This is a genomic window from Pseudomonas sp. P65(2024) (assembly GCF_057480955.1).
This window is the reverse complement of record NZ_JBLIYX010000004.1, coordinates 1-25,453: the sequence shown is the minus strand read 5'-3', so window position 1 is coordinate 25,453 and position 25,453 is coordinate 1. Positions and strand designations below refer to the sequence as shown.

Genomic DNA, 25,453 nt, shown 5'->3' with positions numbered 1-25,453 from the left:
AAGTCCTCCATCCGGATGATGGCAATCTCTCAGCCCCCCCGATTTGCGGGCGCTTGCGCCTCTTCTACGCTGTGCCCACGCAGTCATTCCAACAAGAAGGTGCAGGGCATGAGCGAGGCGAATTCGAACGAGACGCTGGTCAGCTTCCGAGGTGTGCAGAAGAGCTACGACGGCGAATCGCTGATCGTCAAGGACCTCAACCTGGACATCCGCAAGGGCGAGTTCCTGACCCTGCTCGGCCCGTCCGGCTCGGGCAAGACCACCAGCCTGATGATGCTGGCCGGCTTCGAGACCCCCACCGCCGGAGAGATCCAACTGGCCGGGCGCTCGATCAACAACGTGCCGCCGCACAAGCGCGACATCGGCATGGTGTTCCAGAACTACGCGCTGTTCCCGCACATGACCGTGGCCGAGAACCTGGCCTTTCCGCTGAGCGTGCGCAACCTGAGCAAGACCGACATCAGCGAGCGGGTCAAGCGCGTGCTCGGCATGGTCCAGCTCGACGCCTTCGCCAAGCGCTACCCGGGCCAGCTCTCCGGCGGCCAGCAGCAGCGCGTGGCCCTGGCCCGCGCCCTGGTGTTCGAGCCGCAGCTGGTGCTGATGGACGAACCGCTCGGCGCCCTGGACAAGCAACTGCGCGAACACATGCAGATGGAGATCAAGCATATCCACCAGCGCCTGGGCGTGACCGTGGTCTACGTGACCCACGACCAGGGCGAGGCGCTGACCATGTCCGACCGGGTGGCAGTGTTCCACCAGGGCGAGATCCAGCAGATCGCCGACCCGCGCACTCTCTACGAAGAACCGCGCAACACCTTCGTCGCCAACTTCATCGGCGAGAACAACCGCCTCAGCGGCACGTTGCTGGCCAGTGACGGCAATCGTTGCCAGGTGCAGCTGGCCCGGGGCGAGCGGGTCGAGGCGCTGGCGGTGAACGTCGGCCAGGCCGGCGAGCCGGTGACCTTGTCGATCCGCCCGGAGCGCGTGCGCCTGAACGGCCACAGTGAAAGCTGCGTGAACCGCTTCTCTGGCCGGGTGGCTGAGTTCATCTACCTGGGCGACCACGTGCGGGTGCGCCTGGAGGTTTGCGGCAAGGCCGATTTCTTCGTCAAGCAGCCGATCGCCGAGCTCGATCCGGCCCTGGCCGTGGGCGATGTGGTACCGCTGGGCTGGGCGGTGGAGCACGCCCGCGCGCTCGACCCGATTGCCGAAGCCCATTGATGGTTTGCTTCACCAACCCTGAACTGTGGAGAGAATAATAATGCGCAAGCAGTTGAAACTGACCGCCCTGGCCCTTGGCCTGTTCGCAGCCGGGCAGGCCCTGGCCGCGGACCTGACGGTGGTGTCGTTCGGTGGCGCCAACAAGGCGGCCCAGGTCAAGGCGTTCTACGAGCCATGGGAAAAGGCTGGCAAGGGCAAGATCGTCGCCGGGGAGTACAACGGCGAGATGGCCAAGGTGAAGGCCATGGTCGACACCAAGAGCGTGTCGTGGAACCTGGTGGAGGTGGAGTCGCCGGAGCTGGCGCGCGGTTGCGACGAGGGCATGTTCGAGGAGCTCGATCCGGCCCTTTTCGGCAAGGAGAGCGATTACGTGAAAGGCGCCATCCAGCCGTGCGGCGTGGGCTTCTTCGTTTGGTCCACGGTCCTGGCCTACAACGCCGACAAGCTCAAGACCGCGCCCACCAGTTGGGCAGACTTCTGGGACACGAAGAAATTCCCGGGCAAGCGCGGCCTGCGCAAGGGCGCCAAGTACACCCTTGAGTTCGCCCTGATGGCCGACGGCGTCGCGCCGAAAGAGGTGTACAAGGTGCTCGGCACCAAGGAAGGCCAGGACCGCGCCTTCAAGAAGCTCGACGAACTCAAGCCGAGCATCCAGTGGTGGGAAGCCGGCGCCCAGCCGCCGCAGTACCTGGCCTCGGGTGACGTGGTCATGAGCTCGGCCTACAACGGTCGTATTGCCGCGGTGCAGAAAGAAAGCAACCTCAAGGTCGTGTGGAACGGCGGCATCTACGACTTCGACGCCTGGGCCATCCCGAAAGGCGCCAAGGATGTGGAAGAGGCGAAGAAATTCATCGCCTACACCGTCCAGCCCGAGCAGCAGAAGACTTACTCCGAGAATATTGCCTACGGCCCGGCCAATTCCAAGGCCGTCCCGCTGCTGGCCGATGCGGTGAAGAAGGACATGCCGACCACGCCTGAGAACATCGCCAACCAGGTGCAGATCGACGTGGCCTTCTGGGCCGACAACAGTGAACAGCTGGAGCAACGCTTCAACGCCTGGGCGGCGAAGAAGTAACCCTGTAGGAGCGGCCTTGTGTCGCGACGGGGCGCGTAGCGGCCCCGGGATCTCGGCATCATGCATGCCCGCCGGGGCTGCTTCGCAGCCCATCGCGACGCAAGGCCGCTCCTCCAGGGTCCGCGCCAACCCAGTCCCCACCCCTGTTTCCCCCGGAGTTCGCCATGGCCATTGCAGTGCCCCTCAACGAAGGCGCGGGTAAAAGCCTCAAGCAGCGCCTCAAGCATGCCGAGCGGGTCAACCGCTGGAAGGCCCAGGCGTTGATCGCGCCGCTGGCGCTGTTCCTCCTGCTGGTGTTCCTGGTGCCGATCGCGGCGCTGCTGTACAAGAGCGTCGGCAACCCCGAAGTGGTCGCCGGCCTGCCGCGCACCGTCGAGGCGGTGGCGCAATGGGACGGCAAGAGCCTGCCCGGCGAGGAGGTCTACAAGGCCCTGAGCCAGGACCTGGCCGAGTCGCGCAAGAACCAGACCTTGGGTGACCTCTCCAAGCGCCTGAACATGGAGCTGGCCGGCTACCGCAGCCTGCTGGCCAAGACCGCGCGGGCGCTGCCGTTCAAGGACGAGCCCGCGTCCTATAAAGATGCCCTGCAAGCGCTGGACGAGCGTTGGGGCGACCCGGCCTACTGGCAGGCGATCCGCCGCAACACCAGCACGGTCACCTCCTTCTACCTGCTGGCCTCGGTCGATCATCGCATCGACGACCTTGGCGAACTGGCCAAGGCCACGCCTGACCAGGCCATCTACCTGGATATCTTTGCCCGCACCCTGTGGATGGGCGTGGTGATCACCGCCATTTGCCTGGTGCTGGCCTATCCCTTGGCGTACTTGCTGGCCAACCTGCCGACCCGGCAAAGCAACCTGCTGATGATCCTGGTGTTGCTGCCGTTCTGGACCTCGATCCTGGTGCGGGTGGCAGCGTGGATCGTATTGCTGCAGTCGGGTGGGCTGATCAACAGCGCGCTGATGGCCATCGGCATCATCGACCAACCGCTGGAACTGGTGTTCAACCGGACCGGCGTGTACATCTCGATGGTGCACATCCTGCTGCCGTTCATGATTCTGCCGTTGTACAGCGTGATGAAGGGCATCTCGCCCAGCTACATGCGGGCGGCGATTTCCCTGGGTTGCCATCCCTTCGCCAGTTTCTGGCGGGTGTACTTCCCGCAGACCTATGCCGGTGTCGGTGCCGGTTGCCTGCTGGTGTTCATCCTGGCCATCGGCTACTACATCACCCCGGCGCTGCTGGGCAGCCCGAACGACCAGATGGTCAGCTACTTCGTCGCCTTCTACACCAACACCAGCATCAACTGGGGCATGGCCACCGCCTTGGGCGGGCTGTTGCTGCTGGCGACCGTGCTGCTGTACCTGATCTATAGCTGGCTGGTCGGCGCCAGCCGTCTGCGCCTTAGCTGAGGAGCCTTGTCATGCTGAGCCCCTACATGTCGCCCGTGGAACGGGTGTGGTTCTACAGCCTGCGCATCCTGTGCGGTCTGATCCTGTTGTTCCTGGTACTGCCGGTGCTGGTGATCATCCCGCTGTCGTTCAACAGCGGGAGCTTCCTGGTGTATCCACTGCAAGGTTTTTCGCTGCACTGGTACCAGGACTTCTTCGCCTCCGCCGAATGGATGCGCGCCCTGAAGAACAGCATCATCGTGGCTCCGGCGGCCACGGTGCTGGCCATGGTGTTCGGCACCCTGGCGGCGATCGGCCTGACTCGGGGCGACTTCCCCGGCAAGTCGCTGGTGATGGCGCTGGTGATCTCGCCGATGGTGGTACCGGTGGTGATCATCGGCGTGGCCAGCTACCTGTTCTTCGCCCCATTGGGCATGGGCAACAGCTTCACCTCGCTGATCCTGGTGCACGCGGTGCTGGGCGTGCCGTTCGTGATCATCACCGTGTCGGCGACGCTGCAGGGTTTCAACTACAACCTGGTGCGCGCGGCAGCTAGCCTGGGGGCCTCGCCATTGCTGGCCTTCCGTCGGGTGACCTTGCCGCTGATCGCCCCTGGGGTGATCTCCGGGGCGTTGTTCGCCTTCGCCACGTCGTTCGATGAGGTGGTGGTGACCCTGTTCCTCGCAGGGCCCGAGCAGGCAACCCTGCCACGGCAGATGTTCAGCGGCATACGCGAGAACCTGAGCCCGACCATCGCGGCGGCGGCCACCTTGCTGATCGCCTTCTCGGTGATCCTGCTGCTGACCCTGGAGTGGTTGCGCGGGCGCAGCGAGAAGCTCAGAACCCAGCAGCCAGCCTGACTGCCGCGAAAAGGGGCGCTTGGCGCCCCCTGTCGGGCGCCTGTTGATACCGATCAGCCCTCATCGGCTTCCCTGAGTTACAATGCGCGCCACCGTGATTCTGCCCAACAGGTGCGCCATGCAGCCCTACGCTATTGCCCCCTCCATTCTGTCCGCCGATTTCGCCCGCCTGGGCGAGGACGTCGACAAGGTCCTGGCCGCCGGGGCCGACATCGTCCACTTCGATGTCATGGACAACCACTACGTGCCCAACCTGACCATCGGCCCGATGGTCTGCAGCGCCCTGCGCAAGTACGGCGTGACCGCGCCGATTGACGTGCACCTGATGGTCAGTCCGGTCGACCGCATCATCGGCGACTTCATTGAAGCTGGCGCCACCTACATCACCTTCCACCCGGAAGCCAGCCAGCACATCGACCGCTCGCTGCAACTGATCCGCGACGGCGGCTGCAAGGCTGGCCTGGTGTTCAACCCGGCCACCGGCCTGGATGCGCTGAAGTACGTGATGGACAAGGTCGACATGGTCCTGCTGATGAGCGTCAACCCTGGCTTCGGCGGGCAGAAGTTCATTCCCGGCACCCTCGACAAGCTGCGCGAGGCCCGCGCCCTGATCGATGCCAGCGGCCGCGACATCCGCCTGGAGATCGACGGTGGCGTCAACGTAGGCAACATCCGCGAGATCACCGCCGCCGGCGCTGACACCTTCGTGGCCGGTTCGGCGATCTTCAACGCCCCGGACTACAAGGAAGTCATCGACAAGATGCGTGCCGAAATGGCGCTGGCACGCGCATGAGCGGCTTCGAGCAGCTGTTCCCGGGGACACTGCCCAGGCTGGTGATGTTCGATCTGGATGGCACCCTGATCGATTCGGTACCCGACCTGGCCGCAGCCGTCGACCGCACGCTGCTCGAACTCGGGCGACCGCCCGCAGGCCTGGAGGCGGTGCGCCACTGGGTCGGCAATGGTGCCCAGGTGCTGGTACGCCGGGCCCTGGCCGGCGATATCGATCACGCCGCGGTGGACGACGAGCTGGCCGAGCGCGCGCTGGCGCTGTTCATGGAGGCCTATGCCGACAACCATGACCTCACCGTGGTCTACCCCGGCGTGCGCGACACCCTGCGCTGGCTGCGCAAGCAGGGCGTGGAGATGGCGCTGATCACCAACAAACCCGAACGCTTCGTCGCCCCCTTGCTCGACCAGATGAAGATCGGTCGCTACTTCCGCTGGATCATCGGCGGCGACACCCTGGCGCAGAAGAAGCCCGACCCGGCGGCGCTGCTGTTCGTCATGAAGATGGCCGGCGTCAGTGCCGAACAATCGCTGTTCGTCGGCGATTCGCGCAGCGACGTGCTGGCCGCCAAGGCCGCCGGCGTCCAGTGTGTCGGCCTAAGCTACGGCTACAACCATGGCCGGCCGATCGACGACGAGTCGCCCAGCCTGGTCATCGACGACCTGCGCCTGCTGCTGCCCGGTTGCTTAGTCACCGACACTGGGATAACGTTGGCGGACCTTCAAGCCCCGCAAAGCAGAGACAACAACGTGGTGGTTACCGGCAAATTCTGGATGAAAGTCATCAAGGCCCTGGCCCGCTGGCGCTGGCGCGCCTGACTTCTGCCCACCGGCGCCTGCCGGTACATCCGTTTGCCCGCCCCCATTGCTGCTTGCCCCGAGGCTACACATGACCCGCGAAGAATTCCTGCGCCTGGCCGCTGCCGGCTACAACCGCATTCCCCTGGCCTGCGAAACCCTGGCCGACTTCGACACCCCGCTGTCGATCTACCTGAAGCTGGCCGACCAACCCAACTCCTACCTGCTCGAGTCCGTGCAGGGCGGTGAGAAGTGGGGCCGCTATTCGATGATCGGCCTGCCGTCGCGCACCGTGCTGCGCGTGCACGGTTACCACGTCAGCATCCTGCAGGATGGCGTCGAGGTGGAAAGCCATGACGTCGAGGATCCGCTGGCCTTCGTCGAGGCGTTCAAGGATCGCTACAGGGTCGCCGACATTCCTGGATTGCCACGTTTCAACGGCGGCCTGGTGGGCTATTTCGGCTACGACTGCGTGCGTTATGTGGAAAAACGCCTGGGCGCCAGCCCCAATCCGGATCCGCTGGGGGTGCCGGATATCCTGTTGATGGTCTCCGATGCCGTGGTGGTCTTCGACAACCTGGCGGGCAAGATGCACGCCATCGTGCTGGTCGACCCGGCCGAGGCGCAGGCCTTCGAGCAAGGGCAGGCCCGCCTGCAGGGGCTTATGGACACCCTGCGCCAACCGATCACCCCGCGCCGCGGCCTGGACCTGAGCGGGCCGATGGCCGCCGAGCCGGCATTCCGCTCCAGCTACACACAAACCGACTACGAAAATGCCGTGGGACGCATCAAGGAGTACATCCTGGCCGGCGACTGCATGCAGGTGGTGCCGTCCCAGCGCATGTCCATCGACTTCAAGGCCGCGCCCATCGACTTGTACCGGGCGCTGCGCTGCTTCAACCCGACGCCGTACATGTACTTCTTCAACTTCGGCGACTTCCACGTGGTCGGCAGCTCGCCAGAAGTGCTGGTGCGGGTCGAGGACAACCTGGTCACCGTGCGGCCGATCGCCGGCACCCGCCCGCGCGGGGCCACCGAAGAAGCCGACAGGGCGCTGGAAGACGACCTGCTGTCGGACGACAAGGAAATCGCCGAGCACCTGATGCTCATCGACTTGGGCCGCAACGACGTGGGCCGTGTGTCGGCCACCGGCAGCGTGCGCCTGACCGAGAAAATGGTAATCGAGCGTTACTCGAACGTCATGCATATCGTGTCCAACGTCACCGGCCAGCTGGATGAGGGGCTGACGGCCATGGACGCGCTGCGGGCGATCCTGCCGGCCGGTACCCTTTCCGGCGCGCCGAAGATCCGTGCCATGGAGATCATCGACGAGCTGGAGCCGGTCAAGCGCGGCGTCTACGGTGGCGCGGTGGGCTACTTTGCCTGGAACGGCAACATGGACACCGCCATCGCCATCCGTACCGCGGTGATCAAGGACGGCGAACTGCATGTGCAGGCCGGTGGTGGCATCGTCGCCGACTCGGTGCCGGCGCTGGAGTGGGAAGAAACCATCAACAAGCGCCGGGCAATGTTCCGCGCAGTGGCGCTGGCCGAGCAGACCTCCAAGTAAATGGATCGGGGCCGCAACGCGGCCCCGACAACTCAGAAGTCCAGGCTCAACGCCACGCTCACGCCCTGCTGGCGCAACTCATCACTCTTGCGCCAGTTGTAGTTCCCCCTCAGGTTCACCCCCGGCACCAGCTCATGGGTCAGCCCCAGGCTGGCGCGGGTCAGGTTGCTGTGCGGCGTATAGCCGGTCAAGGTGAAGTCGTTCGCCGGCAGGCTGGTCAGGTGCATGCGCAAGTCCTGCTGGTCGTCTTCGAACTCGTGCTCGCGGGCCACCTCGGCAAACAGCCTGGTCGTCGGCAGGAGCTGCACGCTCCCCAGCAGGCCGGCCCCCAGCCGGCGTGACGTGCGCTCCTGATCGTCGAAACCGAGCGCCGTGGAGCGGCCGCTCTTCTCGTCATACCCATCGACCTTGACCCGCGCATAGTCGGCGCTGATGAACGGCGCCAGTTGCCAGCGGCTGCTCTCGGCCGCCAGGTTGTAGCCCACCCGGCCGGTGACGGCCCAGGCCTCGCCATCGCTGTCGCCTTTCTCGCTGCGCTCACCAACGCCCAGGGCGAAGGTGCGCTTGAGGTCGCGATAGTCCAGGTGCCCGGCGGTCAGTGCCGTGTCGGCCCACCAGCGATCCTGACGGAACTGGGCGAAGGCGCTGGCCAGGTAGCTGTCGAGCTTGTAGTCGGAATCTTCCTGGCCGGCCTCGAGCTTTTGCCGGTACACGCCCGCCGCCAGCCCCACGCGCCAGGCGTCATCCAGCCGATAGCTGCCGCCGAGGGTCAGGTTGTAGCCGCGTCCGTCGCCACTGGCGGCGCTGCGCTGGCTGCCGAAGTCCAGGTCCTGGCCACCGGTGGCGACGAACGCCTGCCATTGACCGACCGCCTGCCAGGGCGTCTGCCACTGTTTGCGCAGCTCATCCTGGTGGGCGCGTACGCTGGCGTGGGCGATTTCCGGCAGCAGTGTCAGCTCCCAGGGCGCGGCGACGATCGAATAGGCATAGTCGGCAATCAGTTGCTGGCCGGCGATGGTCGGGTGCACCGAATCGTTGAACAGCAGTCGGGTCGGGTCCGGCGTCGTGCCGTTCGCCCCGTAGACCGGGTTGCCCACGCAGCCGTCGCCGCTGTAGCAGGTGCCGACCAGGTTCTGGTCGGCGGCCAGGCCGAACTGGGCGGGACTGGTCAGGGCCTCCCGCAGCAGTGCCGGGACATTCAGCGGGATGATCTCGGCGTCGATCTGTCCGAGCCGGTTGACCAGCGACTGGTTGAACACGCCGGACAGTTGCGACAGCGGCCCTTGCTGGGGCGTGCCGCTGAAGTTCGGCGTTTGCCCCAGGTCCGGCAGCAGCCAGACCATGATGTAGCGCGCGCCGCCCTGTTGCAGCGCCTGCGCGCTGGCCGCCAGACGGGCACCGGCAGCGGCCGCGTCGGCGGGGCTGTTGACCAGGCCCTGGAGGAAGTCGTTGCCGCCACCGGTCAGGTAGTACAGGGCATTGGGATCGGCCCGCAGGCCGTTGGCCAGGTAGCCGTCACGCTCGCGCAGCACCGTGCCCGCGCCGAGACGACCGGGTGGGATGACGGCTTGCGAGGTGTCGGTGATCGAGTCGAGGATCTGCTGCGTGGTGTAGCCGCCCACGGCCCAGTTGTTGCCATCCGGCGTGCCTTGGAGCTGGTTGGTCAGCGACGTCGAAGGGCCCAGGCTGGTACCGGAGAAGCCCAGCTTGCCACCCAGGATCATTGGCGATACCGGCGCGTAGTTGCCATTGGCATCGCGGTTGGTGAAACGCATGCCTGGCGTGCCGCCGGTCAGGTCGGGGAACTGCCCGGCGTCGCTGAGGCTGTCACCGAAGACGATGAGCGACGCGTAGGGGGAGGGCGCGGCCAAGGTGGCCTGGCTGCAGGCGAGGGCGAGCATGCCGAGGGTGGCGTGCAGGAAGGGGGTCTTGCGCATGCATGAATATCCTTTTCGTTGTTTTTATGAAGGCAAGCCGCATGACCATAGCAAATCGCCGGTCTTTGCCCAGCAGGGCAATGGTTTCCCGGTGTTTAGGGGGCATATTGCACCCGCCGCCCCGGTAGGTTACTGTCCCGGAACGTATGAACGAGACCTACCCTGTGTTGATCGTCAGCAAACTCTTGATGCGCGTTATCAAGGCCGTCGCCCGTTGGCGTTGGCGCGCCTGACTTTTTCTCCTGCCGGTTCGCCCGGCCCGTCCCCGTTTGCCTTCCCCACTTGTTCCGTCAACCGCCCCGTGCGGGCTCGGCCGCATTCATAAGCGGCAGCGGAAGGCTCGAATCAAAAGTCAGTATTCAAGAGGTTCGTTGCAGATGTTACTGATGATCGACAACTACGACTCCTTCACCTACAACGTCGTGCAGTACCTTGGCGAGCTGGGTGCGGAGGTCAAGGTCATTCGCAATGACGAAATGACCATCGCCCAGATCGAAGCCCTTAACCCCGAGCGCATCGTCGTCTCCCCGGGGCCGTGCACGCCGAGCGAAGCCGGGGTCTCCATCGAGGCCATCCTGCACTTCGCCGGCAAGCTGCCGATCCTGGGCGTCTGCCTGGGCCACCAGTCCATCGGCCAGGCCTTCGGCGGTGACGTGGTGCGCGCCCGCCAGGTGATGCATGGCAAGACCAGCCCGGTGCTGCACCGCGACCTGGGCGTGTTCGCCGGCCTGAACAACCCGCTCACCGTGACCCGCTACCACTCGCTGGTGGTCAAGCGTGAAACCCTGCCCGACTGCCTGGAAGTGACCGCCTGGACCGCCCACGAAGATGGCGCTGTCGACGAAATCATGGGCCTGCGTCATAAAACCCTGAACGTCGAAGGGGTACAGTTCCACCCCGAATCTATCCTCACCGAGCAGGGCCACGAGCTGTTCGCCAATTTCCTCAAGCAGACCGGCGGACGCCGTTAAGGACCGATCATGGATATCAAGACCGCTTTGAGCCGTATCGTCGGCCACCTGGATTTGTCCACCGAGGAAATGCGCGACGTCATGCGCCAGATCATGACTGGCCAGTGCACTGAGGCGCAGATCGGCGCTTTCCTCATGGGCATGCGCATGAAGAGCGAGAGCATCGACGAAATCGTCGGTGCGGTGTCGGTGATGCGTGAGCTGGCCGACAAGGTCGAGCTGAAGACCCTCGACGGCGTGGTCGACATCGTCGGCACCGGTGGCGATGGCGCCAACATCTTCAACGTGTCGACTGCTTCGGCCTTTGTCCTGGCCGCGGCCGGCTGCACCGTGGCCAAGCATGGCAACCGTGCCGTCTCCGGCAAGAGCGGCAGCGCCGACCTGCTGGAAGCCGCCGGTATCTACCTGAACCTGACCCCGGTGCAGGTCGCCCGCTGCATCGACAGCCTCGGCATCGGCTTCATGTTCGCCCAGACCCATCACAGTGCAATGAAGCACGCCGCCGGCCCTCGTCGCGACCTGGGGCTGCGTACCCTGTTCAACATGCTCGGCCCGCTTACGAATCCGGCCGGCGTGAAACACCAGGTGGTCGGGGTCTTCACCCAGGCCCTGTGCCGCCCGTTGGCCGAGGTGCTGCAGCGCCTGGGCAGCAAGCATGTGCTGGTGGTGCATTCGAAGGACGGCCTGGACGAGTTCAGCCTGGCCGCGCCGACCTTCGTCGCCGAACTGAAGAATGACCAGATCACCGAATACTGGGTCGAGCCCGAAGACCTCGGCATGAAGAGCCAGAGCTTGCATGGCCTGGCAGTCGAGGGGCCGCAGGCTTCGCTGGAACTGATCCGTGACGCCCTGGGCCGACGCAAGACCGAGAACGGCCAGAAGGCCGCCGAGATGATCGTGCTCAACGCCGGCGCGGCGCTGTATGCCGCCGACCACGCGATGACCCTGGCCCAGGGTGTCGAACTGGCCCACGATGTGCTGCACACCGGGTTGGCCTGGGAAAAACTGCAGGAGCTGGGCGCCTTTACCGCGGTATTCAAGGTGGAGAACGAAGCATGAGCGTACCAACCGTGCTGGAAAGGATCATCGCCCGCAAATTCCAGGAAGTGGCCGAGCGCAGCGCGCGGGTCAGCCTGGGTGAGCTCGAACGCCTGGCCAAGGCGGCCGATGCGCCCCGCGGCTTTGCCAGGGCACTGATCGAGCAGGCTGCGCGCAAGCAGCCGGCGGTAATCGCCGAAATCAAGAAGGCCTCGCCAAGCAAGGGCGTGATTCGCGAAAACTTCGTGCCGGCGGAGATTGCCGTCAGCTATGAGAAGGGTGGGGCGACCTGTCTGTCGGTGCTGACCGACGTGGACTACTTCCAGGGTGCCGACGTCTACCTGCAGCAGGCGCGTGCCGCCGTTTCGCTGCCGGTGATCCGCAAGGACTTCATGGTCGATCCGTACCAGATCGTCGAAGCCCGTGCGCTGGGCGCCGACTGCGTGCTGCTGATCGTCTCGGCGCTGGACGACGTGAAGATGGCCGAACTGGCCGCCACCGCCAAGGACGTCGGTCTCGACGTGCTGGTCGAAGTGCATGACGGCGATGAGCTGGAGCGTGCGTTGAAGACCCTCGATACACCGTTGGTCGGGGTCAACAATCGCAACCTGCATACCTTCGAAGTCAGCCTGGAGACTACCCTCGACTTGCTGCCGCGCATCCCCCGCGATCGCCTGGCCATCACCGAGAGCGGCATCCTCAACCGTGCCGATGTCGAGCTGATGGAAATCAACGAGGTGTATTCGTTCCTGGTCGGCGAGGCGTTCATGCGCGCCGAGCAGCCAGGGTTGGAGCTGCAGCGGCTGTTCTTCCCCGAACAGGTGAAGAAGACCGTTCAGCAACTGGACTGATCGAACAGAGAGCCGGCATCGTTTGCCGGCTTTTTTGTATTCGAGGGTTTCATCGCGAGACAGTCCCAACGTGGGAGCGGGCTTGCCCCGCGATGAGGCCGGTGAACATCACATCAAAGGTAGATCAATGACCGATCAACCCCTGGCCCTCACCGTCGAACAAGGCCTGCATGCCGAACAGGACCTGCTGGCCGCCGTCTGCCGCGGCGAGCGCGAATGTGGCGTGCTGTTCTGGCGTCCGACCGACCATGCCCTGGTCATGCCCCGGCGCATGAGCCGCCTGGACAACTTCGAGGCCGCCTGCGCCGAGCTGGCCATCGCTGGCTGGCCGGTGCTGCTGCGCGAAACCGGTGGCGAACCGGTGCCGCAATCCCATGCGACCGTCAACGTGGCGCTGGTCTACGTGGCCCCGCGCAGCGAGGGCGACCAGGGCCGCATCGAGAATGCCTACGAGCGTCTGTGCCTGCCGCTGTGCGATGTCCTTCGCGAATGGGGCGGTGTCGCCTCGGTGGGGGAGATTGACGGCGCCTTCTGCGATGGCCGCTACAACGTCAACCTCAATGGTCGCAAGCTGGTCGGCACCGCCCAGCGCTGGCGCCAGGGGCTGGGGGGCAAGCGCCCGGTGGTGTTGGTGCATGGCGCGCTGTTGCTGGACAACGAACGCGAATCGATGGTCGCGGCGGTCAACCGCTTTAATGAGTGCTGCGATCTGGATCAGCGTTGCCGCGCCGACAGCCATATCGCCTTGCACGAGGTGGCGCCTGCGGCTCCTTGGTTCGAGCGTCTGAGCCGGGCCTATGAGCAAGTACTGGCGGAACTGCCACAGGACTAACGGGTGCCGTAGACCACCATGGTCTTGCCCTTGACCTGCACCAGGCTGCGCTCCTCGAGGTCCTTTAGGACGCGGCCGACCATCTCCCGTGAACAACCGACGATACGACCGATCTCCTGACGGGTGATCTTGATCTGCATGCCGTCGGGGTGGGTCATGGCGTCGGGCTGCTTGCACAGGTCGAGCAGGCAGCGGGCGACCCGGCCGGTGACATCGAAGAACGCCAGGTCGCCAACCTTGCGGGTGGTGTTGCGCAGGCGCTGGGCCATCTGGCTGCCCAGGGCATAGAGTATTTCCGGCTCCAGGCGTACCAGTTCACGGAATTTGTCGTAGCCGATCTCGGCCACTTCGCACTCGGTCTTGGCGCGCACCCAGGCGCTGCGCTGATGTTCCTGGCCGGCGGGCTCGAACAGCCCCAGCTCGCCGAAGAAATCACCGCTGTTGAGGTAGGCGATGATCATCTCGTGACCGTCGTCGTCCTCGATCAGGATGGTCACCGAGCCCTTGATGATGAACGACAAGGTATCGGCCCGGTCGCCGGCACAGATGATATTGCTCTTGGCGGCGTAGCGACGGCGTTGGCAGTGGGCCAGCAGCTTGTCGATGTTCTTGATCTTGGGTGGCAGGGCTGAGGAGACCATCACGAAATCCTGTTCGATGCGACGCATTGGCTTTTTATAGAGGTGCCTGGCAGCACGCGCCAGTCATTTGGCGCCAGCTTATCAGACACTTCAACTTGAATCGGCACAAAAGCGACGCGGCTTGAGCTTTTCCGACAGCCTCGCAAGGTCTAAGCTGACACCCTTTTACGAAATCGGGAGTCCGGATAGATGAAGGCACGCATCCAGTGGGCCGGTGAAGCGATGTTCCTCGGCGAGTCGGGGAGCGGCCATGTCGTGGTCATGGATGGCCCACCTGAAGCCGGAGGCCGCAACCTGGGCGTGCGCCCGATGGAGATGCTCCTGCTCGGCCTGGGTGGCTGCAGCAGTTTCGACGTGGTCAGCATCCTCAAGAAATCGCGCCAGGCCGTGGAAAGCTGCGAGACCTTCCTGGAGGCGGAACGCGCCAGTGAAGACCCGAAGGTATTCACCAAGATCCACCTCAACTTCGTGGTCAAGGGCCGCGGGTTGAAGGAGGCGCAGGTCAAGCGTGCGGTCGAGTTGTCGGCGGAGAAGTACTGCTCGGCCTCGATCATGCTGGATCGCGCGGGCGTCGAGATCACGCACGGTTACGAGATCGTCGAACTCGGTTGATCGAAAGCAGCGCCTGCCAGTCAGGCGCTATGCTTGTGCAGGCGTTCGATACCTAGCAACAACGCGAGCCCTGGGATCAGCGCCAGCACCAGCCAGGGCGTATTCACCCCGAGCAGGATGAGGATCTCGTTGCTGCTCCAGGTGGTGCCGAAGTGTTCGGCGAACACCTGGCACTGCAGCCACGCAGCCAAAGTGCCAGCGAGCATGAACGTGCCGACCAGCAGTTGGCGGCTGGCCAAGAACACGCTGAGCAGCAGGAACAGCAGCTGCGCGGGCAGTGTGCCGAGCATCAGCTCGCCGGTGCTATTGCTGTCAGGGTCGGTGAGTGTCGGCAGTTCAAGGCTGAACGTGCTTTGCCCGATACTGGCGACCATCAGGCAAACGAACAGATAGGCGACCGGGATCAGGCCAAGGCCCTGCAGCAGCCGGGCGAGCGATCGTCCCATGCTCAGCGACGCAAGGCCGGCAGCAGTTGCACCAGGCATTCGGGTAGCTGTGCCCGAAGCTGCTCGCTCAATGCCTCACGTCGCTTCTGGTAAAGCACGCCGAGACCAATCACGCCGAGGCCGATCAAGGTCAGTATGACCGGGAACAACAGGGAATCGGCGAACACTTCGTAGGACAGATACCCCAGGTAGGCCGCCACCCCCATCGCCCCGAACACCATGAACACGGGACGACGCAGCAGGACGGCCAGGCCCATCAGCCCCAGGTTGATCAGGCAGTACAGCGCCTTGCCCCACTCGCTGCCGCTGTCCATCAGTGTCAGCCCGCCCCAGAATGCCGCCAGGCCGGCGAGATAGCCCCAGAAGGCGTAGTCCCGGCGGGTGCGTCCGTCGATCATCAGGAATACCAGCAGCAGGCCCAGGCCGAACCACAGCGAGACCGTGCGCCGTTGCTCCCAGCTGAACAGGTCGCCATGGAACCACTCGCTCAGGTCCATGGACATGAACCACAGGGCCACCGCGATTGGCATGACGATGAAAGGGAAGGGAATCAGGCGAAGCATCAGCAGCCCGGCCAGTACCGTCGCCGCCTCCATTGCCAACCAGCCACCCTGCACGTAGGTGTAGTACTGGTGGTAGTCGCCCTGGGCGTCGTCCAGCGGCCACCAGCCTGCCAGGCGCTCGATGGCGAACACCGCCAGCGGCACGATGCTGACCGCCACGGCGGCCAGCACGCCGGCCGCGACAGGCTGGTTGCGTCGCTGCAGCGACAGGGCGAACAGGGTGATCCCGCCGATGTAGAGCAGGGCGATGGCCAGCAGTGCACCGTCGCCGATACGCATCCAGGCTTCGGTGAGCAGCCAGCCCATGGCGCCCATGATCAGCAGGGCGCCGAGGTAAAAGGCAACGTGGGCCAGCTGAAAGCTGGCACGGCTTTCCGGCTGCTGGCGCAGGAAGGCCAGCAAGGCCTGGTCCTGCCCCGGCTGCAGCACGCCGGCGTTCACGGCGCGTGCCAGGTCCCTGGCGTCGTAACGTTCCATGGTGCGCGTCTCAGACTCGGTAGGTGCTCTTGGTCATGACCTTGGCCAGCAGGCTCATGCCGAAGCGCACGGGGGCCGGGAAACGGTAGCCGCCGGCTTCCAGCGCGGACTCGGCGTGGTGCTCCTCGTCGACGCGCATCTGTTCGAGGATGGCGCGGGACTTGCCGTCGTGCTCGGGGATCTGCTCCAGGTGTTCGTCCAGGTGCTTGCAGACCTGATGCTCGGTGGCGGCGACGAAGCCCAGGCTGACCTTGTCGCTGACCAGCCCGGCGAGGGCGCCGATGCCGAACGACAGGCCGTAGAACACCGGGTTGAGCACGCTGGGGTGGCTGTTGAGCTGGCGAATGCGCTGCTCGCACCAGGCCAGGTGGTCGATTTCTTCTTCCGCCGCATGCTCCATGGCCTTGCGAACCTGGGGCAGCTTGGCGGTCAGGGCCTGGCCCTGGTACAGCGCCTGGGCGCAGACTTCGCCGGTGTGGTTGATGCGCATCAGGCCGGCGATATGGCGGGTCTGTTGTTCATCGAGTTCGGCGTCCGGCTGGACGATCGCCGGGGAAGGGCGGGCGGGTTGGCCGCTGAAGGGCAGCAAGGTGCGCATGGCGGTATCGGCCTGCAGCAACAAGCGGTCGAGCGGCGAGTAGTGACGTTCGGTAGCCATCGGGCACCTCCGCTGAAGTGATGCCCGACAGTCTACCTCAATACCCCTGGGCAGGCTTGCCTTGGATCAGCCCGGCGGCCAGTGCATCTGGCGCTGGCCAAGCACGTGCATGTGGATGTGGTAGACGGTCTGGCCGCCCTGCTCGTTGCAGTTCATCACCACGCGGAAGCCCTCTTCGCAGCCGAGTTCCCGGGCCAGGCGCTGGGCGGTGAACAGGATGTGGCCGGCCAGGCCCTTATCTTCTTCGGTCAGGTCGTTGAGCGTACGGATGGGCTTTTTCGGAATGACCAGAAAATGCACTGGCGCTTGGGGGGCGATATCGTGGAAGGCCAGAACCTGGTCGTCCTCGTAGATGATCTTTGCCGGAATCTCCCGGTTGATGATCTTGGTGAAGATAGTCTCCACAGCACTTGCTCCATGGTGAGTGTCCGGGATGAGTGTACTGAGCCCCGCACCGCTCGCCCAGTGGCTATTCCATGCCGATCGGGCAATAGCGGCGATGGATCAGCCCAGCCAGCTTGCGCGTCAGCCAGCGCGGCAGCAGGCGCGGGACGAAGGCCAGCCAGCGGTTGCGCCGGCCGGGCAGGATCAGCGCGCGGTTGCGGTCCAGGGCGCGGACGGTGTCCAGGGCGATCTCCTCGGGGCTCAGGCAGCGGCTGTTGCCGTCGAGCCGTGGGATGCGGCGCCTGGCCGAGCGCACCGGCCCCGGGCACAGCACCGAGACCTTGATCCCGGTGCGCCCCAGTTCCTCGCGCAGGGCCTCGGAAAAACTCAGCACATAGGCCTTGCTCGCCGCGTAGGCGGCCATCCACGGGCCCGGTGCGACTCCGGCCAGCCCCGCGACGTTGAGGATCTGCCCGCCGCCCTGGATCGCCATCAGGTTGCCGATGGCGTGGCACAGGCGGCTCAGGGCGAGGATATTGACCTCCAACAGGTCCTGCTCATCGGCCCATTCATGGGCCAGGAACGGCCCGTAGGTTCGCTGCCCCGCACAATTCACCAGCAGGTCGATGCGCCGCTCGCCTTCCTCCAGCTCGAGGACGAAGCCCGACAGGCGCAGAGGCTGGCTGAGATCGCAGGCACGGAACAGCACTTCCACGCCAAAGCGTTGGGTGAGCTCGATGGCCACCGGCTCCAGCGTCTCGCGCTGGCGCGCCACCAGGATCAGGTTGCGCCCGCGCCGTGCCAGGGCTTCCGCCAGGGCCAGGCCCAGGCCGCTGGAAGCTCCGGTGATCATGGCGTAACGGGTCATGCAAGGCTCCTGGGGTGTAAGGGGCGCCTAGTGTACAGCCTGGCCAATTTGCTACAAGGCGTTGCTGCGCAGCTGCTGGCTGCGCGCCAGGGCGGCCCGGTATTCGTCCTGCAGGCGTCCGATCAGCTCGCCGACGCTGGGCAGGTCGTGGATCTCGCCGACACCCTGGCCGGCCGACCAGACTGTCTTCCAGGCCTTGGCCTCGTCATCCAGGGGCTTGAGCTTGCCGGCGTCATGGCCGCTCTTCAGCGCCGCCAGGTCGTAGCCGGCCTGCTCCAGGCTCTGGCGCAGGAAGCTGGCGGGGATGCCGGACACCGCCGGGGTATGCACGATATCGGCGGCCCCGGCGCCCAGGATCATCTGCTTGTAGGCGTCCTGGGCCTGGCTCTCGTGGGTGGCGATGAAGCGGGTGCCCATGTAGCCGAGGTCGGCCCCTAGCAATTGCGCGGCCAGCAGTTCATGGCCATGGTTCAGGCAGCCGGCCAGCAGCAGGGTCTTGTCGAAGAACTGGCGGATCTCCGCGACCAGGGCGAACGGACTCCAGGTCCCTGCATGGCCGCCGGCACCCGCCGCCACGGCGATCAGCCCGTCGACACCGGCCTCGGCGGCCTTCTCGGCGTGACGACGGGTGGTCACGTCATGGAACACCAGGCCACCATAGCTGTGCACTGCATCGACCACCTCCTTCACCGCGCCGAGGCTGGTGATGACGATGGGCACCCGATGTTCCACGCACAGGGCCAGATCGGCCTGCAGGCGCGGATTGGTCGGGTGCACGATCAAATTGACCGCGTAGGGTGCGGGCGCCTGCAGCTTGGCCAGCCCGGCCTCGATCTCATCCAGCCAGGCCTTGAACCCTGCGCTGTCACGCTGGTTCAGGGCCGGGAAGCTGCCCACCACGCCATTGGCGCAGCAGGCGAGCACCAGCCGGGGATTGGAGATCAGGAACATAGGCGCCGCCACCAGGGGCAAGCGCAAACAGTGTTCGAGCGAGGCGGGCAGGGACATGGCGAAACTCCTGTAGGCGGGTTGATATCGTCAGAACGGCTTGACCACCACGAGAATTACGACGCCCAGCAACATCAGCACCGGTGCTTCGTTGAACCAGCGGTAGTACACATGGCTGCGGGTGTTGGTGCCGGCGGCGAAGCGTTTGCGCTGGGCGCCGCACATGTGATGGTAGACAGTGAGCAGGGCCACCAGGGTGAGCTTGGCATGCAGCCAGCCCTGGCTCAGCCAGCCGGGATTCAAGTACAGCATCCAGCCGCCGAACACGTAGGTGGCGATCATCGCCGGGTTCATGATGCCCCGGTACAGCTTGCGCTCCATGGTGATGAAGCGCTCGAGGCTGATGCTGTCCTGACTCTGGGCGTGATAGACGAACAGGCGTGGCAGGTAGAACAGGCCGGCGAACCAGCAGACCACACTGACGATATGCAGCGCCTTGATCCATAGATAGAGCATGGGGAGTTCCTTCAGGTTTTCACGGTCGTCAGATAGTAGAGGCCAAGGGCCCGAAGGGTCATCCCAAGAGTTGTTACAGGCGCCCTTGGCCCCTATTATCGTGCGCTTTCCAGTGGTCTCGTTGATAAGGGGCAAGCGTCATGATCAAGGTCGGTATCGTCGGCGGCACGGGTTACACCGGTGTCGAACTGCTGCGTCTGCTAGCGCAGCACCCACAGGCCGAAGTGGCGGTCATCACTTCGCGATCCGAGGCGGGCGTGGCGGTTGCCGACATGTACCCGAACCTGCGCGGCCACTACGACGGCCTGGCGTTCAGCGTGCCGGACAGCAAGGCCCTGGCGGCCTGCGACGTGGTGTTCTTCGCCACGCCCCACGGCGTTGCCCACGCCCTGGCCGGCGAGCTGCTGGCGGCCGGCACCAAGGTCATCGACCTTTCCGCCGACTTCCGCCTGCAGGACGCCGCCGAATGGGGCAAGTGGTACGGCCAGCCCCATGGCGCCCCTGAGCTTCTCAAGGACGCCGTCTACGGCCTGCCCGAGGTGAACCGCGAGAAGATCCGCCAGGCGCGCCTGATCGCCGTGCCGGGTTGCTACCCGACCGCCACCCAGCTGGGCTTGCTGCCGCTGCTGGAAGCCGGTCTGGCCGACCCGTCGCGGCTGATCGCCGACTGCAAGTCGGGCGTCAGTGGAGCCGGTCGTGGCGCCGCTGTAGGTTCGCTGTTCTGCGAGGCCGGGGAGAGCATGAAGGCCTACGCGGTCAAGGGCCACCGTCACCTTCCGGAGATCAGCCAGGGCCTGCGCCAGGCGGCAGGCAAGGACATTGGCCTGACCTTCGTGCCGCACCTGACCCCGATGATCCGCGGCATCCATGCCACCCTGTACGCGACGGTCGCCGATACCTCGGTCGACCTGCAGGCACTGTTCGAGAAACGCTACGCCAATGAACCGTTCGTCGACGTGATGCCGGCCGGCAGCCATCCGGAAACCCGCAGCGTGCGCGGTGCCAACGTCTGCCGCATCGCCGTGCACCGGCCTCAGGGCGGTGACCTGGTGGTGGTGCTGTCGGTAATCGACAATCTGGTCAAGGGCGCGTCGGGCCAGGCAGTGCAGAACCTCAACATCCTGTTCGGGCTCGACGAGCGCATGGGCCTGTCCCACGCCGGCCTGCTGCCGTAAGCGGCCAGTCGTTGCATGGGCCCGCCTCGCGCGGGCCTTTTTCATGGGGGCGACTAAAGCCGCACAATTCTTGACCGATTTTCTCGGACAAGCGGATAATACGTGCCATCGAGTTTTATGGCGGCACTGCGCCGGGAGAATCAACATGAGTGTCGAAACCTTCACCCCCACGGCTTTGGAATTCACCCCCGGGGCTGCGCACAAGGTCAAGACCTTGGTCAGCGAAGAGGGCAACGACCGGCTGAAGCTGCGTGTGTTCGTGACGGGCGGCGGCTGCTCGGGCTTCCAGTACGGCTTCACCTTCGATGAGGAGGTGGCCGATGACGACACCATCGTCGAGCGTGAAGGTGTCGCCCTGGTCGTCGATCCGATGAGCTTCCAGTACCTGGCCGGTGCCGAAGTCGACTACCAGGAAGGCCTGGAAGGTTCGCGCTTCGTGATCAAGAACCCGAACGCCACCACCACCTGCGGTTGCGGTTCGTCGTTCTCGATCTGATCTGGACCCTGCTGTGAAAACGCCGCGCAATTGCGCGGCGTTTTGCATTCTGCCGGTTGTTCAGGCGGGGTAGATCGCGCCGAGGATGCGCAGGCCGCGGGCGGCGGTCACGCTGGGACGATTGGCCGGGATATTCTCCAGGCAGCAATGGGCCAGCCAGGCGAAGGCCATGGCCTCGACCCAGTCGGGGTCCACACCATGTGCGGCGGTGCTGGCGACCTCGGCAGCCGGCAGCAGGGTTGCCAGGCGCGCCATCAAGGCACCGTTGCGCGCGCCCCCGCCGCAGACCAGCAGGGCCTCGGTGTCGTCCTGGGCCTGGCGCAGCGAGTCGATGATGCTGCGCGCCGTCAGCTCCAGCAGGGTGGCCTGGACATCTTCGTCACGGTACGCCGGCAGGCGCGCCAAATGGGCGTCCAGCCAGGGCAGGTTGAATACCTCGCGCCCGGTGCTCTTCGGGCCGCTGCCGGCGAAGAACGGGTCGCTCAGCAGGGCGCTCAGCAGGTCCTGGCGGACGCTACCGCTGGCCGCCCAGGCACCGTCGGCATCGAACGCTTGACCCTGCTTGCGTTCGATCCAGGCATCCAGCAGCACATTGCCCGGGCCGCAGTCGAAGCCATGTACCGGCTGGTCGTGCTCGATCAGGCTCAGGTTGCTGAAGCCCCCCACGTTGAGGATCGCCAGGCGCTGGCCGAGATGGCTGAACAGGGCTTCGTGAAACGCTGGCACCAACGGTGCGCCCTGGCCACCCGCCGCCACGTCGCGGCGCCGGAAGTCACCCACCACGCAGATGCCAGTGAGCTCGGCCAGCAGGGCCGGGTTGCCGATCTGCACGGTAAAACCACGGGCCGGCTCATGGCGAACCGTCTGGCCGTGGCTGCCGATGGCGCGAATGGCGTCGGGGGCCAGGCCCTCGGCGGCCAGCAGGTGATTGATGCCTTGGGCCGCCAGGGTGGCCCAGCGGTTTTCCGCCAGGGCCGCGCGGGCGATCTCGTCGGGGCCGCTGGCGCAGAGGCCGAGCAGGTCCTGGCGCAGGTCGACGGGCATGGGGATGTAATGGGTGGCGAGCAGCCGCAGCTGCTCGTCTTGTTCGATCAGGGCGATGTCCAGGCCATCAAGGCTGGTGCCGGACATCACCCCCAGGTAGAGCGCCATGTCAGCGCTTGTTGGCGGCGAGCAGGGTGGCCTTTTCCTGATCCATGCGGGCGATCAGGGGCTGGCTCTGCTGGTTGAAGCGTTGGCGCTCGGCCTTGGCGATCGGGTCGGCCATCGGCACCTTCTGGCTCAGCGGGTCGACGTGGACACCGTTGACCTGGAACTCGTAGTGCAGGTGTGGGCCGGTCGACAGGCCGGTGGTGCCGATGTAGCCGATGATCTGTCCCTGCTTGACGCTGGAGCCGGTCTTGATGCCCTTGGCGAAACCCTGCATGTGGCCGTAGAGCGTCTTGTAGGAATTGCCGTGGGCGATGATCACGGTGTTGCCGTAGCCGCCGCGGCGGCCGGCCAGCTCGATGCGACCGTCGCCGGCGGCCTTGATCGGCGTGCCGCGCGGTGCGGCGTAGTCGACGCCCTTGTGCGCACGGATCTTGTTGAGAATCGGGTGCTTGCGCCCTGCCGAGAAGCGCGAGCTGATGCGAGCAAAGTCCACCGGGGTGCGGATGAACGCCTTGCGCAGGCTGTTGCCGTCGGCGGTGTAGTAGTTGGTGTTGCCTTGCTTGTTGGTGTAGCGCACGGCGGTGTAGGTCTTGCCGCGGTTGGTGAAGCGGGCGGAGAGGATATTGCCGGTACCGACCACCTTGCCGTCCATCATCTTCTGCTCGTAGACCACGTCGAATTCGTCGCCAGGACGGATGTCCTGGGCGAAGTCGATGTCGTAGCCGAGGATGCGCGCCATGTCCATGGTCATGCTGTGGGACAGGCCAGCGCGCTGGGCGGAGGCGGACAACGAGCTCTTGATCACGCCATGGGCGTAGGCGGTGCGGACCACCGGCTTGCTGATCTCGCGCTCGAAGGCGAAGCCCTTGTCGGTCTTGTTCAGGCGGATGGTCTCGAGATTGCTGACCTTGCTGTGCAGGCTGGTCAGCTGTCCATCCTTGTCCAGTTCGAACTGCAGCACCTGGCCGTGCTTGAGCTGGCTGAACTGCTTGGCCTGCTTGCTGCTCGCCAGCACGTCGTGCACGACGTTGGCCGGCAGGCCGACCTTGTTGAACAGGGTCGAAAGCGTATCGCCGCGGCTGACCACCACTTCACGGTGGCCTGGCGTCTTCTCTTCTGGTTTGGAGGCAGGGGCCGGTTCCGCCTTGGCGGTCTCGGGCTCGGCGCCGTCGATCTGGGCGAATGGCGAGTCGCTGCTCTGCCCGGCCTCTACGAGGGGGGTGCTGCGGGATTCGTCCTTGAGCTGTTCTGCCGGGCTCTCGAGCTCCAGGCTGAGGGTGGTTTTCTTGGCTTCCACTTCGCTGGAAGGGAAGACCAGCAAGGCCAGGCTGAGGAGGGCGGCAATGCCGCTGGCGGCCAACAGATGGCTTTTCGGATAAAGCGGGGGCGCTTTAGGCGTTTCGTTGGTCATAGATAAGGTGACTTTGAAAAAGGTGAAATGGAAAAGATGAATGACATGATGAAGATGAAATAACTGTATAAAATATAACCAAATCCATTCTCACGCAAGGGCGCGTAGACGTTGCGGTGCGCCGTTCGGGTCACAATCCTTTGCGAAACTTGTATTTGATGGCCGATCTTGTATGGTTGGCTCCCCTTGAATCCTAGCGTTGCGGGTCTGTCTATGAAGTCGGTTGAAGAGCAGCTGGCGCTTATCAAGCGCGGTGCGGAAGAGGTACTGGTCGAATCGGAACTGGTGGAGAAGCTCAAGCGCGGCCAGCCGCTGCGCATCAAGGCGGGCTTCGATCCAACCGCGCCCGACCTGCACCTGGGGCACACGGTGCTGATCAACAAGCTGCGCCAGTTCCAGGAGCTGGGGCATCAGGTCATCTTCCTGATCGGCGACTTCACCGGCATGATCGGTGATCCGAGCGGCAAGAGTGCCACCCGTCCGCCGCTGACCCGCGAGCAGGTGCTGGACAACGCCGAGACCTACAAGCAGCAGGTGTTCAAGATCCTCGATCCGGCCAAGACCGAGGTGGCGTTCAACTCCACCTGGATGGACAAGCTCACGCCTGCCGACTTCATTCGCCTGGCCTCGCAGTACACCGTGGCGCGCATGCTCGAGCGCGACGACTTCGACAAGCGCTACACCACCAACCAGCCGATCGCGATCCATGAGTTCCTCTATCCGCTGGTGCAGGGTTACGACTCCGTCGCCTTGCAGGCCGATGTCGAGCTAGGTGGCACCGACCAGAAGTTCAACCTGCTGATGGGGCGCGAGCTGCAACGCGCCTACGGTCAGGAGGCGCAGAACATCGTCACCATGCCGCTGCTCGAAGGGCTGGATGGCGTTAAGAAGATGTCCAAGTCGCTGGGCAATTATGTCGGTATCCAGGAAGCACCCGGGGTGATGTACAGCAAGCTTGTGTCGATTCCTGATACCTTGATGTGGCGTTACTTCGAGCTGTTGAGCTTCCGTTCGATGGAAGAGATCGATCAGTTCAGAGCGGATGTAGAAAATGGCGCCAACCCGCGCGACATCAAGATCAAGCTGGCCGAGGAGATCGTTGCCCGCTTTCATGGTGAAGAGGCTGCGGCCAATGCGCACCGTGCCGCGGGCAATCGCATGAAGGAAGGCGAGTTGCCGGAGGACCTGCCGGAGATCGAAGTGGTCGCCGCTGAAGATCTGCCGATCGCCGCCGTGCTGAACCGGGCTGGCCTGGTGAAGAACTCGGCGCAGGCGCGGGATTTGCTCGGCGCTGGTGCGGTCAAGGTAGATGGCGCGGTGGTCGATCGTGATTTCATGTTCGTGATTGGTGCGACCCATGTGTGCCAGGCGGGCAAAAAGGCGTTTGCCCGGGTCAGCCTCAAGGCTGAGTGATGGCGCGGTGGTGTAGCTATATAGAAGCGGGGAGGCCGGTAGGCCTCCCCGCTTTTGTTTTGGGGCTGCTTATATAGGTACCAGGGCTTCTGAGGCGATCTTTTTGATTTTTATGAAATTAACGGTTGACGGGCTTTCAGATCCCCTTATAATGCGCCCCACTTCCAGCGACATCGGAACGAAAAACTCCTTGAATATCAATGAGTTGATTGTTGAAGAGGGTGGCGGAGGTGCTTCGGTCTAACGATCGGCAGCGGTGGAAAAGGCAGTTGACAGCAGGTTGCAACGCTGTATGATTCGCCTCCCGCTACGAGAGATCGCAGCGAGTCAAGTGTTTGAAGTGAAACGAGTTCTTCGTTA

26 protein-coding genes are annotated in these 25,453 nt (G+C 64.5%); 15 read left to right on the top strand and 11 right to left on the bottom strand.

All coding sequences use genetic code 11. The features are described from left to right. Nucleotides 1-108: 108 nt before the first annotated feature. The 7 genes from AC25MA_RS07690 to trpE all read left to right on the top strand — a co-directional run bounded on the left by AC25MA_RS07690 (nucleotide 109) and on the right by trpE (nucleotide 7,704). Complete coding sequence (locus tag AC25MA_RS07690; protein ID WP_028689022.1) at nucleotides 109-1,221, top strand: ABC transporter ATP-binding protein; 1,113 nt, start codon at nucleotides 109-111, stop codon at nucleotides 1,219-1,221. A gap of 40 nt (nucleotides 1,222-1,261) precedes the next feature. Then, entirely contained in the window at nucleotides 1,262-2,296 is a 1,035-nt protein-coding gene (locus AC25MA_RS07685) for an ABC transporter substrate-binding protein (protein ID WP_028689021.1), read from the top strand. A 164-nt stretch (nucleotides 2,297-2,460) separates the two neighbouring features. Continuing rightward, the gene (locus AC25MA_RS07680) at nucleotides 2,461-3,708 is read left to right on the top strand and encodes an ABC transporter permease (protein ID WP_182322223.1); all 1,248 of its coding nucleotides are present in this window, start codon (nucleotides 2,461-2,463) and stop codon (nucleotides 3,706-3,708) included. Between the two features lie 11 nt (nucleotides 3,709-3,719). Further along, nucleotides 3,720-4,547, top strand: coding sequence for an ABC transporter permease (locus AC25MA_RS07675; protein WP_028689019.1), 828 nt, complete (start codon nucleotides 3,720-3,722; stop codon nucleotides 4,545-4,547). Between the two features lie 118 nt (nucleotides 4,548-4,665). Continuing rightward, nucleotides 4,666-5,340, top strand: coding sequence for a ribulose-phosphate 3-epimerase (gene rpe, locus AC25MA_RS07670; RefSeq protein WP_028689018.1), 675 nt, complete (start codon nucleotides 4,666-4,668; stop codon nucleotides 5,338-5,340). Continuing rightward, nucleotides 5,337-6,155: a phosphoglycolate phosphatase gene (locus tag AC25MA_RS07665; protein WP_069016572.1), complete on the top strand. Its 819-nt coding sequence runs from the start codon at nucleotides 5,337-5,339 to the stop codon at nucleotides 6,153-6,155. The genes rpe and AC25MA_RS07665 overlap by 4 nt, the downstream gene beginning before the upstream one ends. 70 nt (nucleotides 6,156-6,225) lie before the next feature. Further along, nucleotides 6,226-7,704: an anthranilate synthase component I gene (gene trpE / locus AC25MA_RS07660; RefSeq protein ID WP_486971921.1), complete on the top strand. Its 1,479-nt coding sequence runs from the start codon at nucleotides 6,226-6,228 to the stop codon at nucleotides 7,702-7,704. A 32-nt stretch (nucleotides 7,705-7,736) separates the two neighbouring features. Here trpE and estP read toward each other — a convergent pair whose 3' ends face one another. Continuing rightward, nucleotides 7,737-9,641: an esterase EstP gene (gene estP, locus AC25MA_RS07655; RefSeq protein WP_486971920.1), complete on the bottom strand. Its 1,905-nt coding sequence runs from the start codon at nucleotides 9,639-9,641 to the stop codon at nucleotides 7,737-7,739. 377 nt (nucleotides 9,642-10,018) lie between these two features. Here estP and AC25MA_RS07650 point away from each other — a divergent pair, with 377 nt between their 5' ends. From AC25MA_RS07650 to AC25MA_RS07635, 4 genes are all read left to right on the top strand, one after another. Further along, the gene (locus AC25MA_RS07650; protein ID WP_186712698.1) at nucleotides 10,019-10,612 is read left to right on the top strand and encodes an aminodeoxychorismate/anthranilate synthase component II; all 594 of its coding nucleotides are present in this window, start codon (nucleotides 10,019-10,021) and stop codon (nucleotides 10,610-10,612) included. Nucleotides 10,613-10,621: 9 nt separating this feature from the next. Next, a complete protein-coding gene (gene trpD / locus AC25MA_RS07645) occupies nucleotides 10,622-11,671 on the top strand; it encodes an anthranilate phosphoribosyltransferase (protein WP_028689013.1) in 1,050 nt (349 codons plus the stop codon). After that, on the top strand, nucleotides 11,668-12,501 hold the full coding sequence (gene trpC, locus AC25MA_RS07640; protein WP_050703531.1) for an indole-3-glycerol phosphate synthase TrpC: 834 nt from the start codon (nucleotides 11,668-11,670) through the stop codon (nucleotides 12,499-12,501). The genes trpD and trpC overlap by 4 nt, the downstream gene beginning before the upstream one ends. Before the next feature lie 127 nt (nucleotides 12,502-12,628). Further along, nucleotides 12,629-13,333: a lipoate--protein ligase family protein gene (locus AC25MA_RS07635; RefSeq protein ID WP_069016574.1), complete on the top strand. Its 705-nt coding sequence runs from the start codon at nucleotides 12,629-12,631 to the stop codon at nucleotides 13,331-13,333. Here AC25MA_RS07635 and crp read toward each other — a convergent pair. After that, complete coding sequence (crp, locus tag AC25MA_RS07630) at nucleotides 13,330-13,974, bottom strand: cAMP-activated global transcriptional regulator CRP (RefSeq protein WP_028689010.1); 645 nt, start codon at nucleotides 13,972-13,974, stop codon at nucleotides 13,330-13,332. The two genes, AC25MA_RS07635 and crp, sit on opposite strands and share 4 nt — an antisense overlap. A 189-nt stretch (nucleotides 13,975-14,163) precedes the next feature. Here crp and AC25MA_RS07625 point away from each other — a divergent pair, with 189 nt between their 5' ends. Continuing rightward, the gene (locus AC25MA_RS07625; protein ID WP_486971919.1) at nucleotides 14,164-14,586 is read left to right on the top strand and encodes an OsmC family protein; all 423 of its coding nucleotides are present in this window, start codon (nucleotides 14,164-14,166) and stop codon (nucleotides 14,584-14,586) included. A 20-nt stretch (nucleotides 14,587-14,606) separates the two neighbouring features. Here AC25MA_RS07625 and AC25MA_RS07620 read toward each other — a convergent pair whose 3' ends face one another. From AC25MA_RS07620 to hemJ, 7 genes are all read right to left on the bottom strand, one after another. Next, nucleotides 14,607-15,032 carry a hypothetical protein gene (locus AC25MA_RS07620; RefSeq protein WP_486971918.1) on the bottom strand — a complete coding sequence of 142 codons (426 nt, stop codon included), beginning with the start codon at nucleotides 15,030-15,032 and terminating at the stop codon, nucleotides 14,607-14,609. 2 nt (nucleotides 15,033-15,034) lie between these two features. Further along, nucleotides 15,035-16,072, bottom strand: a complete 1,038-nt coding sequence (locus AC25MA_RS07615; RefSeq protein ID WP_486971917.1) for a DUF2157 domain-containing protein — start codon at nucleotides 16,070-16,072, stop codon at nucleotides 15,035-15,037. Between the two features lie 10 nt (nucleotides 16,073-16,082). Further along, complete coding sequence (coq7, locus tag AC25MA_RS07610; protein ID WP_062363008.1) at nucleotides 16,083-16,730, bottom strand: 2-polyprenyl-3-methyl-6-methoxy-1,4-benzoquinone monooxygenase; 648 nt, start codon at nucleotides 16,728-16,730, stop codon at nucleotides 16,083-16,085. Nucleotides 16,731-16,796: 66 nt separating this feature from the next. Further along, nucleotides 16,797-17,135 carry a histidine triad nucleotide-binding protein gene (locus AC25MA_RS07605; protein WP_028689005.1) on the bottom strand — a complete coding sequence of 113 codons (339 nt, stop codon included), beginning with the start codon at nucleotides 17,133-17,135 and terminating at the stop codon, nucleotides 16,797-16,799. 64 nt (nucleotides 17,136-17,199) lie between these two features. Next, nucleotides 17,200-17,982: an SDR family NAD(P)-dependent oxidoreductase gene (locus tag AC25MA_RS07600; RefSeq protein ID WP_028689004.1), complete on the bottom strand. Its 783-nt coding sequence runs from the start codon at nucleotides 17,980-17,982 to the stop codon at nucleotides 17,200-17,202. 51 nt (nucleotides 17,983-18,033) lie between these two features. Beyond that, nucleotides 18,034-18,990, bottom strand: coding sequence for an NAD(P)H-dependent flavin oxidoreductase (locus AC25MA_RS07595; protein ID WP_028689003.1), 957 nt, complete (start codon nucleotides 18,988-18,990; stop codon nucleotides 18,034-18,036). Nucleotides 18,991-19,020: 30 nt separating this feature from the next. Continuing rightward, nucleotides 19,021-19,446, bottom strand: a complete 426-nt coding sequence (hemJ, locus tag AC25MA_RS07590) for a protoporphyrinogen oxidase HemJ (RefSeq protein ID WP_028689002.1) — start codon at nucleotides 19,444-19,446, stop codon at nucleotides 19,021-19,023. A 140-nt stretch (nucleotides 19,447-19,586) separates the two neighbouring features. On the opposite strand from hemJ, the gene argC reads away from it, so the two are divergent. Beyond that, nucleotides 19,587-20,621 (top strand): N-acetyl-gamma-glutamyl-phosphate reductase, encoded by a 1,035-nt coding sequence (gene argC / locus AC25MA_RS07585; RefSeq protein WP_028689001.1) that lies wholly within the window; start codon nucleotides 19,587-19,589, stop codon nucleotides 20,619-20,621. Between the two features lie 145 nt (nucleotides 20,622-20,766). Further along, complete coding sequence (gene erpA / locus AC25MA_RS07580; RefSeq protein ID WP_028689000.1) at nucleotides 20,767-21,117, top strand: iron-sulfur cluster insertion protein ErpA; 351 nt, start codon at nucleotides 20,767-20,769, stop codon at nucleotides 21,115-21,117. 60 nt (nucleotides 21,118-21,177) lie between these two features. Here the strand turns inward: erpA and AC25MA_RS07575 are convergent, their stop codons facing one another. Then, nucleotides 21,178-22,269, bottom strand: coding sequence for an anhydro-N-acetylmuramic acid kinase (locus AC25MA_RS07575; protein WP_028688999.1), 1,092 nt, complete (start codon nucleotides 22,267-22,269; stop codon nucleotides 21,178-21,180). 1 nt (nucleotide 22,270) lies between these two features. Next, nucleotides 22,271-23,680 (bottom strand): peptidoglycan DD-metalloendopeptidase family protein, encoded by a 1,410-nt coding sequence (locus AC25MA_RS07570; RefSeq protein ID WP_028688998.1) that lies wholly within the window; start codon nucleotides 23,678-23,680, stop codon nucleotides 22,271-22,273. Nucleotides 23,681-23,893: 213 nt separating this feature from the next. Here AC25MA_RS07570 and tyrS point away from each other — a divergent pair, with 213 nt between their 5' ends. Further along, nucleotides 23,894-25,093, top strand: a complete 1,200-nt coding sequence (gene tyrS / locus AC25MA_RS07565) for a tyrosine--tRNA ligase (RefSeq protein WP_028688997.1) — start codon at nucleotides 23,894-23,896, stop codon at nucleotides 25,091-25,093. Nucleotides 25,094-25,453 lie beyond the last annotated feature (360 nt).